This window comes from Paenibacillus sp. KS1 (assembly GCF_001680695.1).
GTDB lineage: Bacteria > Bacillota > Bacilli > Paenibacillales > Paenibacillaceae > Paenibacillus_B > Paenibacillus_B suaedae.
The window spans coordinates 49,144-63,155 of sequence record NZ_MAIS01000006.1 but is presented as its reverse complement, the minus strand read 5'-3'; the positions used below and the strand labels follow the sequence as shown (position 1 = coordinate 63,155).

Genomic DNA, 14,012 nt, shown 5'->3' with positions numbered 1-14,012 from the left:
AGGATTGAGATTGGCTTTGGTAGCGGGGAAAAGAAAACCCTCTGTATGCTGAGCCTATTAGCTCGCAACAGAGGGTGTGTACATGGTAAGTTAAATAAGTAATTCTAAGTCTCGATTCACTTATGCTTGATTTGCAGTATTGCGAATATGCTTCTTGCGGCCGATCTGAATGAGCGTCAAGAAGAATGCTGCCAATACACCGCTTCCAAGCAGCATCAGGAAGCAGCCGTTCCAGCCGGAGGATTCAACGATAAATCCAACGAGTGCGCTTGCAGTCAAGTTACCGAACAAGTAAGCGAACAAACCAGTCAAACCAACCGTTGTACCTACAGCGAACTTCGGTACGAAGTCGATTGCGCTAAGGCCAATCAAGAACTGTGGTACATAGATGAGACAGCCGATAATGGATACGGCGATCGTAATTACGAGCACGTCCGAAGACTGCCAATATACGAGCGTAGCCAACAAGACTCCGACCATGCTGATGATACAGAGCGGCATCCGGTTGCCTTTGAACAACTTGTCGCTAAGGATACCGACTACGAGCGAGCTTACAATGGCTGCCCATTCGAATACAGCAAATGCAACATGAGATTGCGATTGTGTGAAGCCTTTTTCTTCCGTCAAGTATAATGGTACCCAGTTCAAGACACCGAAGCGAATGAAGTAGACGAATACGTTCGACAAGCACAGGAACCAGATAAATTTGTTTTTAAGTACGTATTTAAACAAGATTTCTTTCAAGGACAGCTTGTCGCCGTCTGGATTGCGTTCTACATCATCATAATCGTTGCGATATTCGTCGATTGGCGGAAGGCCGATCGATTGTGGCGTATCCTTACCGGAGAACCATACGAATACGGCGATAACCATGGCCATAATCGAAGGAACGACGAAAATTGCGGATTGCCAGTAAGCATTGCCGAGAACCCCTAATGCAACACCGACGATTGGTGCAATAAGGCCTCCGCCGATATTATGGGATGTATTCCAGATTCCCATATAAGTACCGCGCTCTTTCTTCGAGAACCAGTTCGCCAGTGTGATACTGCAAGGAGGAGCACCCATGCCTTGGAACATCCCGTTCACGATAAGAAGCATGAAAATGAGACCGAACGTGGAAGAAGAGCCCATGATAAGGTTAATAATGGCAGACAAGAACAAACCAACAGCGATAAAGCGCTGTGTATGGGCTTTATCTGCCAAGTTCCCCATGAAGAACTTGCTTATCCCGTAAGTGACGGCGAGTGCCGAGCTCAACAAACCAATTTGAGAAGTGGTAAACCCGAGCTCACTCTTTAAATAAGGTGTGGATAACGTAAAGTTGCTACGTACTAAGTAGTAGCCTGCATAACCGATAGAAATACCGATCAATGTACGAATCCGGAAGATTCGGTACAATTTCGCGATCATGTGCTCCGGCAATCGTGGTATGGCGGGAGCTTTTTTCAACCAAGCAAACATTCTTCATTCTCCTTGACCTTTTGTGTCTGCACGCAAGTTGTTCCATTGATTCAAAATCTGTTCATGTCTGCGTAGTGAGCTGTGTACGGGAAGTACAGCTGAATTCGAAATATCCTGTTCGTTCTGATGAACGGTAGGAGTACCGAACGATACTTGTTCCAGAACAGCTGCTGCCTCTTGGGACAAGCTGTAATTAATGAACCAGTCCGCAGCGGTCTCATTAGGTGCATTCCGAATTTTAGAGATCCCGTTCACAGATAAGCTCGTATCCTTCGGAACACTGCTAACAAGATCGAATCCTGCATCGCGCAGCTTGCGCTGATCTCCGAGGAAATTGATACCGATTACATACTCGCCTGAACTAACGTATTGAGCTGGCATGTAACCGTTCACTGTGAGAAGCCCAACATTGCGGGTAAGACCCTTGAGAAAGGCCGTTGTTCTCTGCTCGCCCCATGCCTCGTATAAGGAGGAAAGGAATGTATATGCCGTTCCGGAGTAATTCGGATCGGGCATAACGATCTTCCCTTGGTAAGCAGGAAGAAGAAGATCTTCCCACTTCTTAGGCATCGTTAAGCCTAATGGCGCAAATTCCTTATTCCAACGGTCACGATTGACAGCAATAGACAATTGTTCAATCTCATATCCTGCCCAATACCCATCTTCATCCTTGAAGGAGCTAGGAATCGCAGCGAGATTCGAGCTGCGGATAGGGGAGGAGAGCTTCTCCTGTTTCATTGTCAAATGCGCGTCAATCGTTCCGCCGATGACGAGATCCGCTTGCGGTTTGGCAGATTCCTGTGTAACACGCCGCAATATTTCTTCTGTGGACAAACGAATGTACTCATACGTACAACCTGTTCGTTGACAGAATGAGGATAGCAATGCGCTACCGACTTCCTCACGAGCAGCGACGTATGCAACGATATGGCGCCCATTTAATTGGGGCACACCTTGCTCATCTACGGTGATCGTATTTTGATCTTTGGTACAGCCTGCCTGCGTGAATAGGCAGATAAATAATAGAAGGTAAAGGAATCGTGTCATTTTGATTGTGCCCCTATGTTCTTCCCATGAAGTAGTGACCCCAATTTTGTCCGCAAATAGATTGAATTGCCGTTGTCATCCCCCATGTATTCCATGACGACGTAATCGGCGTATACGACCATATGCAGCAGATTGTTGCGGTCATTCAGCATCTCATTATCCTGTTTGAAAGCGGTAATATAAGCGAGCGGCTTTTGCTTGCGCAGCAGCAGCAGCTGTTTCATCTCTACCGGATCCTTAATTTCAGATGCCTGACTTATCTGAGATACCAAGTAACCCTTTTCATCATCTTGCAGACTTTCCTGAATACCATCTATACGATAGGTAAGCTCTTTGGAAGAGCGGATAAATTCCGCATAATGTTCTGGCGTATAGAACAGACTTAACAGCTGCGTCTGCATAGCAGACAGCATTGGAGTCTCATGTCCTGGGCCGTAAGACCATTTGCCAAGGGTTAAGGTATTTTCGAGCGAGAAGGTCTGCTCACTTCCGTTCAAATAGCGAATTCGTCCGGAGAACATGGCATGTCCTTCATCTCTCGCAGTCATTATCTGCTTCGGTTCATACTGCTGCTTAATGCGATCCACATAGGATACAAATGCATGCAAACTTACCTCGTCATTGACCTGGAGAGTTCCCCATTTCCCATGAAAGATAGTTGCCTGCACGGGAAGGGAATCGCTTACTTTTTGCAGTACTTCATGCTTATCATAGATAAGGCCGACTTCTTGATAGACTTGTTCATTCAAGTAATAGCCGGCGATCATCAGCACCAGAATGACACCTCCAAATAGGAAGGCATTCCTTAACATCTTGTTCATCCTTCATTATTCTCCTTGGACAGAATAAACGACTATCATTTCATAATCGCCTCGTAATTGTTTCGTAAATGTATTATTTCGTGAAAATCGGCAGCGGATGTGAATCAAGTGCTGCTGGTGAACGAAAATCCAGCGTAACGATAGTTCCGATTCCCTCCTCGGAATGGATAGACATCGAGCCGCCTTGTCTTGTCATTAGCTGTTTGCAGATGAGCAGACCGAACCCGTTGCCTTCGCTGGAGCAACGAAGGGAGTCATCTGCTGATGCGATCCTGAATCTCTCAATTAGTGAGTGACTAAGTCCGATACCATCATCTTGGAATGTAATGGATACTGTCTGCTCACTGGTGCGCTGTTGAATGATGAGTTCAGACGCATCGCTATATTTGATTGCATTATCAAGCAGATTCAACAAGATTTGCTTTGTCTTATCCGGGTCGGCTACGACCATAGTGGAGATTAGCTGATTCGTAAGCTTAATCTGATATTTATCTAATCGTGGCTGAACAATATAGACAGCCTCATTTGCAATGGTTGCGATATCACATATGGTAGGTGACACTGAGAATGGGCTGTCGCTATATTTCGACTGAGACAGTAGTTCCTCTACTAGGGTAAGCATTCGTTCGCTTTCGACGGAAATATGGCGCAGGCTCGTCTCAACATCCTTACTGTCCTTCAACCGCGGAATTAAATTTGAGTACCCCATAATTGCAGTCAGCGGAGTCTTCAACTCATGGGTGACCCGATCGAGGAAATCACGCTGCTTGTCCTTCTCCCGACTTAATTGCTGTACATGAAGCTCGATTGCATCGGCCATAGCATGGAAGGAATGGGCGAGTTGGCTGATCTCTTCATAGGCGCTTAATTCGATGCGTGTACTATAATTGCCGCTTGCCAGCTTCTTCGCCATATCTCGCAACTGCTCGATAGGCTTGCTTAATGATTTCGCGAAGCGATTCGCAATAAGCACAGCAACGGCAAGAATGAGAAGGAATGTAATCGCAAAGGTCGCATTCATTCGATTCAGTAATTGAGCCTCTTCTTCCAAGGGTTGAAGAAAACGAATCAAGCCGATGACTTGATTATCCACATAGATAGGACTCGAGAACAGGAGCAGCGGCGAAGGAGAAGCTTTTTGAATCATATAGGACTTGGTCCCATGCAAAGCTTGCTCCGTATCTTGATTTACATAAGACAGCGATCCGCGTTCCGTATCCGAAAGGACATGCTGCTGTGCATTCATGATCTGTACCCGGACACCCATCCGTTTGGACAAATAAGAGGCAATGAGCGTTGCTCCTTTTTGAAGCGTTTCTTTTGGTTCGCCCTGCTGCTCGCGTTCCACATAATTGATCGTATAGATCTGGGCCTCGATGCTGAGCTTCTGCAAGGAATGAACGGCTGATTGATAAATATTATTCTGCAGTGAGATGTCGAGCACAATATAAAGAAACAACATAACGGGTATGAAAAGGGCGAGTAGTGCCAAATAGATTCGTTTCTGTAAAGTCATCGGTTGTCCACCTTGTAATCATCATAGCCAACTGTGTCAGCAATCAATTTTATAGCCAACTCCATAAATGGTTTTGATACGATCACCTTCATTGCCGAGCTTTTTGCGAAGGCGCTGAATCATAATATCAACGGCTCTCGTATTTTCTGGATAGTCGAGCTTCCACACTTTCATGAGAAGATCGTCACGTGTAAATATGCGCTGCTTGTTCGAAATGAGCAGCAGAAGCAAATCATATTCACGATAAGTTAATATTAGTTCCTTGTCATTTACGTGGATGGATCGCTTCTCTGAATCTACCCGGAACGGGCCACATTGAATAAGGCAGCCATTGCTGTCATTTACTTGAATTGGCTTATTCAATCTGCGTTCGATAACTTTAATTCGAAGCAGCAGCTCCGTGCTATGGAAGGGCTTGACAAGGTAATCATCTGCTCCTAATTGTAGTCCGAGCAACTTGTCATTAATTTGTCCTTTGGCAGTAAGCATGATAATCGGAATATCCGCGTTGCTAGCGCGGAACTCGCGAAGCAGCTGATAGCCGTCTGTATCAGGCAGCATCACATCGAGAATAATGAGGTCGATATGCTCTTTCTGCCACTGCTCATTGGCTTCGCGGCCGTTAGCGGCGGTATGTACTTGGTAACCTTCGATCTCCAAATTAAGTCGAATGAGATTCAAGATACTCTCTTCGTCATCGACAACTAGAATATTCATCGTGTTCTCCTCGTTGATTAGGAATAATAATGCTTATTTATAAAAAACAGCCTTGGAAAAGGCCACTGCAGAGATCCTGAATGAACCACACCCATAACTGTACACGATAAGCGATGCAAGCATGTGTGGTAATGTTTGCTAAATATACAAAATTAAATGGTTCATTAGCCCTATAAAAACCATCTTATCGCCTAGAAGATATTTAAAATTTGTCAGTAATATAGTATGATTGTCGCATAAATACGGTTGCTTTGAAATGATGGCAAGTGCCTATCAACAAAGGGAAAGAAGGTGTCTGAAAGTGGGGCATGTCCATCATATTCATGGGACATATGATTTGTTTCTCGTTATCGTTTCTTATTTAATTGCTGTAACTGCATCCTACTCTGCATTGGATCTTGCCGGGAGAATCAGTATGAGCAAAGGAAACAGAAGGTTAATCTGGCTAATATGCGGGGCAACATCAATGGGATTGGGCATCTGGTCCATGCATTTTGTGGGGATGTTATCCATGTCGCTGCCGGTGAAAGTTACATACGACATCGACTATGTAGTTATCTCCGTAATACTTGCGATTTTCGTCTCAAGTATCTCTCTCTTTACCGTAGCGAGGAAGAAGATCGGCATTGGCGAGCTTATCCTATCAGGCATATTGATGGCGCTTGGAATATCTGGCATGCATTATGTTGGAATGGATGCGATGATGATTGGGATTACCTATGATACAGCAATGGTGATTTTGTCGATTGCAATCGCGGTGACTGCTTCTGCGATCGCTCTGTGGCTTCTGTTCTATTTCCGCAAGGATCAAGCAGGAAGCGGAACATGGTACAAGCTGGGAAGTGCGCTGATCATGGGCGCTGGCATTGCAGGCATGCATTATACAGGTATGATTGCAGCTCATTTCTACATTGATCCGAACATATATCGGAGATCCGCCTTATTGATCGATCCGGCAGTGCTCGCTTACATTATTGCCTGTGCGACATTCTTGTTACTGGGCATGACCTTATTCGGCGTATTTATTACCAGACGTCTGTCCCAGAAAGATTCTGTGATTCAAGAACATGCTGGTTGGTATCGGACATTGTATGAGAACAATGTGGATGGAATCATATCCGTAGATACGAACGGACAAATCATTAGCATAAATCCTGCGGTCATTCGGATGATTGGCGGGCATGCGGAAGAATACATAAACCAAAATATATCCAATATTGAAGCGATCGTTGCCGATGATTTAACTGAAAGAGCACGCAAGTTGTACGATATTGCGATTGAAAACAAAACACATAGCTATGATACGGCAGTTATTGCGAAGGATGGGCGTCGGTTAGAGCTGAAGGTAATTATCGTACCGGTGGAGATCGAAGGTGAACTGGCAGGCAATCATGTTATCGCTCGGGACATAACGGAAGAGAAGAAAGCGAAGGAACAGATCCAGCATCTGGCCTATCATGATGATCTGACCGGATTGCCGAATCGTCGCATGTTCAACGAGATTCTGACACAGCTCATCAAGGATTGTGAACGGGAGGGTGGATACTTCGGCGTAATGGCACTGGATATTGACAGGTTCAAGTTAATTAATGACTCGCTTGGACATACATACGGCGATATATTCCTGAAGGCTGTAAGCGATCGAATTATCTCCAGCGTAGAAGGGTATGAAGCAACGATTTCACGGCTCGGAGGCGATGAATTCATTGTACTCTGCCGTACGAATCCGGATGGAACTGATTGTGAGAAATTGGCCACGCGCATCGTCGAGGAGATGCGGCAGCCATTCCGTCTGAAGGATAATGATTTCTACATTTCAACAAGTGTCGGCACGGCTATTTATCCGAAGGACAGCACAGATCCGGTTGAGTTGATTAAGAAGGCCGATGCAGCTATGTACGAGGTGAAGAAACACGGCAAGAACGGGCATCAATTCTACACTTCTGATCTCGATGTTGGCCTGTTAGGCAAGATCGAGCTGGAAGGCGACTTGCGCAAGGCAGTACAGAAGGGAGAGCTAGTCCTGCATTATCAGCCTCAAATCAGTACGGAAGAGAACAAAATGATCGGCGTCGAAGCGCTCGTGAGATGGAACCATCCGACGCGAGGCCTGTTAATGCCAGGGGCCTTCATTCCATTAGCCGAAGAGACAGGAATGATTAGTGAAATCGGCAATTGGGTCATTCGGGAGGCATGCCGTCAGATGAAGGAATGGCATGATGCGGGAGGTCCGCTTATTCCTGTATCTGTCAACCTGTCAACACAGCAGTTCCACCATTCGAATCTCACCGAGCAAGTGAAGCTGGTACTGCACGAAACAGGTCTGCCCTCGCAATATTTGGAACTCGAAATCACGGAGAGCATGATGATGGATGCGGGGATATCCACGACCATTCTGCATGAACTCAATAAGCTTGGCATTCGCATTAGCTTGGATGACTTCGGTACAGGATATAGTTCTCTCAGCTACTTGAAGACGTTCCCGATACATAAGCTGAAGATTGATAGATCCTTCATTACGGATATATCCAGCAGCGAGAATGATAAAGCGATCGTTGCGACCATTATTTCCATGGCGAAGCATTTGAAGCTGAATGTTATTGCAGAAGGAATTGAGACGAAGGAGCAGCTGGATATTCTGACTGAGAAGGAATGTCGTGAAATTCAAGGCTATTACTTCAGTAAGCCACTGCCTGCAGCAGATGTAGAGAGTTCCTTTTTTGTACCGCTGCGAAATGAAGATACGGTATGAAGATAAATGTAGAATAATTTTCGGTTTAATAAATGATTATGAAGACATATGAAATTGGTGTCTTCATAGTCACAATGAATTATAATGCTTTAACTTTAATAGCATTTTTTGATTATTTTTCAATGAAGAAGAATCGTGCCAAATTTCCGGTAATCTGAATAATAATATTCTGTTTTCTAATTTTGGCAATTAATGGGCTTGAATCCTGGTGACTTAAGTCACAATAATGGTTCTTTTTTCATGAATTTGTATTCCCACCCATAGTGCTGGTTCGAAAGCGTGTCTTTAGGTATGTGGAACCTTTGCAGAGCGTGAAGTTATGGGTAAGATGTGGTCGGGACAACTAATGAATGTATGCTCATATTGTCCTGTACATTTTCACCTATAAGTGACGTGATGACACGGAAGGAGACAGTACGAATGACGAAGAGAAGCGAATGGAGCACAAATGTTAAAACGCTTATCCTTTCATGCGGGATAGTTGTATTAGGTGCCGCAGCAGCAGGCGGTTATGCTGGTACAGCGTATGCACATGGTTATATGGAAGGGCCGACAAGCCGGGCGCTGCTGTGCAAGCAAGGGGAAAATAAAAACTGCGGTTCTATCCAATATGAGCCGCAGAGTGTAGAAGCAAAAGGCAATTTCCCAGTAGGCGGTCCGAAGGACGGAGAAATTACAGGCGGTGGGATCTTCCCCGAGCTGTTCGAGCAATCGGCAGATCGATGGACGAAGGTTACCCTGCATGGCGGCAAAAACACGATGTCTTGGCATCTAACTGCTCCGCACAGCACGAAGGAATGGAAATACTATATTACGAAAAAAGGCTGGAATCCAAACGAGCCGTTGAAACGCTCGGACTTGGAATTGTTCGCAACGTTCCAAGATGGCGGTAAAAAGCCACAGACCAAAGTATCTCATGAGGTAACCATTCCAACAGACCGCAGTGGTTATCATATTATATTGGGTGTCTGGGAAATTGCGGACACAGGCAATGCATTCTATCAGGTCGTGGATGTGAACTTGGTGAACAATGGCGAGGTTCAGCCTCCAACGGTTCCATCTAATCTCGAATCGAAAATCCAAACGGCTGCAAGTATTGAGCTTGGCTGGGCAGCATCAAATGCTTCAAACGGCATTAAGCAGTATGAAATTTACCGTGATGGCAAACTTGTTGGCACATCCGTGACTCCATCCTATGTAGATAAAGGGTTAACTGCTTCCACTTCGTATGAGTATACCGTAGTCGCAGTTGACGGGGCCAACAATCGCTCAGCGGCAAGCAGCCCGCTTACTGTGACAACGAAGGCGGCTGTTGTGGATACAGAAGCTCCATCCGTTCCGACGAACGTAAGAGCGCCTCATACGATGACTTCAGGTGTTCATCTCGTATGGGATGCATCCAAGGACAATGTTGGGGTGGCCCAATACGAAGTTTTCCGCAATGGTACGTTTGTCGGTACAGCAGTAGAGCCATCCTTCATGGATCAAGGGCTGAAGTCTGGCACGACGTATACTTACACTGTAGTGGCTGTAGATGAAGCGGGCAACCGATCTGCGGCGAGCAATGCGGTTCAAGTGACTACGAAGTCGGATGAGCAGACATCGACGACCTGGGACAGCACGAAAGTATATGTAAGCGGCGATCGCGTCACTTATCAAGGTCTGGATTATGAAGCAAAATGGTGGACGCAAGGCGATAAGCCAGGCTCTTCTGATGTATGGAAGCTGCTGAGCGATGTGGCACAAGAGTGGAATTCTTCAACCGCCTATGATGGACAAGCTAAGGTGACATATGAAGGCGCCACGTACCAAGCGAAGTGGTGGACAAAAGGCGAGACGCCAGGAAAAACAGATGTGTGGAAGCTTGTAAAATAAAAGCATAGTTGAATACAACCCGAAAAAGCCGTTCTCGAACGAAAGAAGCCGGAGAATTTACACTCCATCCTCTCTCGTTATGGGACGGCTTTTTGCATGGATGTCGCTTCTGTTTACATTCCGTTTAAATTCATTGATTATGATGGACTCAACTTCACAAGTGGATAATATATAAGGAGCTGGGGATCAATGGATAGAGAAATAGAAGGACCGAAAGGGTCATTCGGAAATTGGCGGCAATTTTTACGCGTCATAAATGAGACAAAGCCATCGAAATTGATGCTATTTATTGCATTGCTGATGAGTATTGGTTCAACTGCAGTCTCACTGGTAATACCGATGTTTACGAAGGGGATGGTAGACAACTTCTCCCTGTCGAAGCTGGATTCGATGCAGATTGTGGCGCTGGCCGCAGCTTTCATTATTCAGACGGTTGCTTCCGGTTTATCGATATACATGCTGAATCTTATCGGCCAACGGGTTGTTGCAGGTTTGCGGGATCGATTGTGGAGGAAGCTCCTGATATTGCCCGTATCGTATTATGATGAGAACAAGACTGGTGAGACGGTAAGTCGAATTACGAATGATACCGGGATTGTGAAAGGGTTCATTACCGAGCATTTATCAAGCTTCTTCACGGGAATCGTTTCCGTGATCGGTTCATTTATCGTATTGCTGTACTTGGACTGGCAGATGACGGTCATTATGCTGGTTGTCATTCCACTCGCAGCACTGGTTTTACTCCCGCTTGGGAAACAAATGTTCAAAATATCAAAAGGCTTGCAGGATGAGACAGCGTCCTTCACTGCTGTATTAAGCCAAGTCCTGTCCGAGATTCGTCTCGTGAAAGCATCGAATGCAGAGTCCAGAGAATATGAGAACGGACGCAAGGGCATCAATAACTTGCTTCGTTTCGGCATTAAAGAGGGTGTCGTTCAGGCGTTGATCGCTCCGATCATGTCCTTTGTATTAATGGTCTTGCTTGTTGTTATCATCGGATATGGTGGAATGCGGGTATCCTCAGGCGTGTTGTCTGCGGGTGAGTTGGTTGCCTTCATTTTGTATCTGATCCAGATCGTGATGCCGATGAGTCAGCTATCGATGTTCTTTACGCAGCTGCAGAAGGCAATTGGAGCAACGGATCATATGATCTCCATCTTCGATGCAGCAGAGGAAGATCATGTACATGGCAAGCAGGTGGAACAAGCCGATCAACCGATACAAGTGGAGAATGTCCACTTTGCTTATGCTCACGGTGAGCCTATACTAGAGGATGTAAGCTTCACGATTCCTGCTGGAAAAGTGACGGCAATCGTAGGTCCAAGCGGCGGTGGGAAGACCACACTGTTCTCGCTGTTCGAACGCTTCTATTTGCCAACCTCAGGTGCAATTAAGCTTGGAGAGGTGGATATTAACGAGTTCTCTCTCCAGTCTTGGCGGACTCAGATCGGTTATGTGTCGCAGGAAAGTCCGCTTATCGATGGAACGATTCGCGAGAACATCTGCTATGGTATGAATCGTGAAGTGACGAACGAAGAACTGGAACGTGCCGCACAAATGGCATATGCAGACGGCTTCATCCAGGAGCTTGCCGATGGGTATGAGACCCCTGTAGGTGAGGGGGGACTTAAGCTGTTTGGCGGACAGCGGCAGCGCATCGCAATTGCACGGGCACTGCTGCGCAACCCGCGTATCTTGATGCTGGATGAGGCGACATCCGCGCTGGACAGCAAATCGGAAATTGTTGTACAGAAGGCATTGAACAATCTGATGCAAGGCCGTACCACGCTCGTGATTGCACATCGATTGTCTACCGTTGTAGATGCGGATCAAATCCTGTTTGTTGAGAAGGGCCAGCTAACAGGCTGCGGCACCCATGCGACATTGTTCGAGACGCACGAAATGTACCGTGAATTCGCTGCACAGCAGCTCCGCATTCTGGATGAATCGGAGGAGGCTTGCTAGTAGGAAGAAAGGGGCGGTAATGAGTAGATGGCAACCATACTCGTCGTTGACGATGATCCACATATTCGCAAGCTAGTCACCGTATTTTTGCAGAAGGAGGGCTTCAAGACCATTGAAGCCCCTGATGGAGTTGAAGCTCTTACCCAAATGGAGAGCAATAAGGCTGACTTGGTTGTGCTCGATATTATGATGCCGAACATGGATGGGTGGGAATTGTGCCGTGAATTAAGGGCGCTGTATGATATCCCGCTCCTTATGCTAACCGCTAAGGGCGAGACATCACAGAAGGTCAAAGGGTTCAACCTTGGAACAGACGATTATCTAGTGAAGCCTTTCGATCCGATGGAGCTTGTCGTTCGCGTCAGAGCGCTGCTCAAGCGGTACCAGATCGCTACATCAAAAATCGCTCAGTTCGGACGTATCGTCATGAACCAGCATACATTCGAAGTAACCACTAGCGATGCGACGTTTTCATTGCCTTTGAAGGAATTCGAACTATTATTCAAGCTGGGCGGATATCCAGGTAAAACCTTTTCCAGGGAACAATTGATAGAGGATATATGGGGGTATGACTACGAGGGTAATGAGCGGACAGTTGACGTGCATATTAATCGCTTGCGGGAGAGGTTCCCTGAGACTGAACATGGGTTCAAGATCAAGACGATTCGCGGGCTTGGCTATAGGCTAGAGGTGCTCGAATGACGCTTCGTGAACGGTATACAGCCTTTAAGGCGACGAAGACTGGCCGAGTTGTAAAATTCATAACAGGAATCGCAACCATATTACTTATCATTCTGGCATCCTGGTCACTATCGTATTTGGTCAATCCTTATGTGATGAATTGGTTCGGATGGAACCCTGACAGTTATTGGGCTTTTCTCGTATTGTGTGTGATGGGTCTGTTGTTTTTCATCATGGTAATTGCAATCATGTTTCCATTTGTCCGCACCAAGCATATCAAGTTCTATCAAACCATTCTGGATGCGCTGAAGAAAATTTCCCAAGGAGATTTTAATATTAGTATTCCGATGAATGAGGACTTCCGAGATGAATATGGATCCCTCGTGGAGGGAATTCATCAAATGGCAGACAGCTTAGGAGAAATGGAACAGATGCGGCAGGAGTTCATATCGAATGTCTCGCACGAGATTCAGTCACCATTGACCTCGATTCGCGGATTCGCACGTGCCTTACAGAGTGAGGAACTGAGCGAAGAAGAGCGTCTAAATTATCTTCAAATCATTGAAATGGAGACGATGAGACTATCCAAGCTTAGCGAGAATTTGCTCAAATTAACGTCACTGGAATCGGAGCACCATCCGATGGAAATGAAGCGCTATCGATTGGATCAGCAGCTTCGTAATATCGCGTTGATCAGCGAACCCCAATGGCTGGAGAAGCGTATCGAATTAGATTTGAATGTAGATAAAATGGAGATTACAGCGGATGAAGAGATGCTGAGTCAAGTATGGATGAACCTTGTGCATAATGCGATTAAGTTCACGCCTGAAGGTGGGGCTATTCATATCGAGGCGCGCATGTCTAATGGAACGGTTGAAGTGTGCATTAGCGATAGTGGGATTGGGATTGATGAGGAGCATATTCCGCATTTATTTGAGCGGTTCTTCAAGGCAGATGTGTCTCGCAATCGTACCATCGCTGGTAATGGGCTGGGGCTGTCGATTGTGCAGAAGATCGTCCAGCTTCACTCCGGAGATATCCAAGTGTCAAGTAGGAAGGGAGAAGGGTCATCCTTCTGTGTGAAGCTTCCCTTAGACCCAAATGCGGCAGAATCATCTATCTTAGAAGCAGGAAGCGCCGGTTTACGCAAGTAGCGTGAGCGGCGCTTTTTTTA

The 14,012-nt window shown here is 46.1% G+C and carries 10 protein-coding genes; 5 read left to right on the top strand and 5 right to left on the bottom strand.

Annotated features, from left to right (window positions below; genetic code table 11):
* Nucleotides 1-120: 120 nt before the first annotated feature.
* From pgtP to BBG47_RS03690, 5 genes are all read right to left on the bottom strand, one after another.
* Nucleotides 121-1,464, bottom strand: a complete 1,344-nt coding sequence (gene pgtP, locus BBG47_RS03710) for an MFS transporter (protein WP_021255145.1) — start codon at nucleotides 1,462-1,464, stop codon at nucleotides 121-123.
* 3 nt (nucleotides 1,465-1,467) lie between these two features.
* On the bottom strand, nucleotides 1,468-2,517 hold the full coding sequence (locus tag BBG47_RS03705; protein WP_397376515.1) for an ABC transporter substrate-binding protein: 1,050 nt from the start codon (nucleotides 2,515-2,517) through the stop codon (nucleotides 1,468-1,470).
* The gene (locus tag BBG47_RS03700) at nucleotides 2,508-3,332 is read right to left on the bottom strand and encodes a DUF3919 family protein (RefSeq protein WP_065290568.1); all 825 of its coding nucleotides are present in this window, start codon (nucleotides 3,330-3,332) and stop codon (nucleotides 2,508-2,510) included. Before BBG47_RS03700 ends, BBG47_RS03705 begins: the two co-directional genes overlap by 10 nt.
* Before the next feature lie 73 nt (nucleotides 3,333-3,405).
* Nucleotides 3,406-4,848 (bottom strand): sensor histidine kinase, encoded by a 1,443-nt coding sequence (locus tag BBG47_RS03695; RefSeq protein ID WP_065290567.1) that lies wholly within the window; start codon nucleotides 4,846-4,848, stop codon nucleotides 3,406-3,408.
* A gap of 36 nt (nucleotides 4,849-4,884) precedes the next feature.
* Nucleotides 4,885-5,565: a response regulator transcription factor gene (locus BBG47_RS03690; protein WP_065290566.1), complete on the bottom strand. Its 681-nt coding sequence runs from the start codon at nucleotides 5,563-5,565 to the stop codon at nucleotides 4,885-4,887.
* A gap of 415 nt (nucleotides 5,566-5,980) precedes the next feature.
* On the opposite strand from BBG47_RS03690, the gene BBG47_RS03685 reads away from it, so the two are divergent.
* The 5 genes from BBG47_RS03685 to BBG47_RS03665 all read left to right on the top strand — a co-directional run bounded on the left by BBG47_RS03685 (nucleotide 5,981) and on the right by BBG47_RS03665 (nucleotide 13,992).
* Complete coding sequence (locus BBG47_RS03685) at nucleotides 5,981-8,317, top strand: EAL domain-containing protein (protein WP_254659735.1); 2,337 nt, start codon at nucleotides 5,981-5,983, stop codon at nucleotides 8,315-8,317.
* 420 nt (nucleotides 8,318-8,737) lie between these two features.
* On the top strand, nucleotides 8,738-10,192 hold the full coding sequence (locus BBG47_RS03680; protein ID WP_094183123.1) for a lytic polysaccharide monooxygenase: 1,455 nt from the start codon (nucleotides 8,738-8,740) through the stop codon (nucleotides 10,190-10,192).
* Nucleotides 10,193-10,381: 189 nt separating this feature from the next.
* Nucleotides 10,382-12,157 carry an ABC transporter ATP-binding protein gene (locus BBG47_RS03675; RefSeq protein ID WP_065290564.1) on the top strand — a complete coding sequence of 592 codons (1,776 nt, stop codon included), beginning with the start codon at nucleotides 10,382-10,384 and terminating at the stop codon, nucleotides 12,155-12,157.
* 27 nt (nucleotides 12,158-12,184) lie between these two features.
* Entirely contained in the window at nucleotides 12,185-12,859 is a 675-nt protein-coding gene (locus BBG47_RS03670) for a response regulator transcription factor (protein WP_065290563.1), read from the top strand.
* A complete protein-coding gene (locus tag BBG47_RS03665) occupies nucleotides 12,856-13,992 on the top strand; it encodes a HAMP domain-containing sensor histidine kinase (protein WP_065290562.1) in 1,137 nt (378 codons plus the stop codon). Before BBG47_RS03670 ends, BBG47_RS03665 begins: the two co-directional genes overlap by 4 nt.
* Nucleotides 13,993-14,012: the final 20 nt, after the last annotated feature.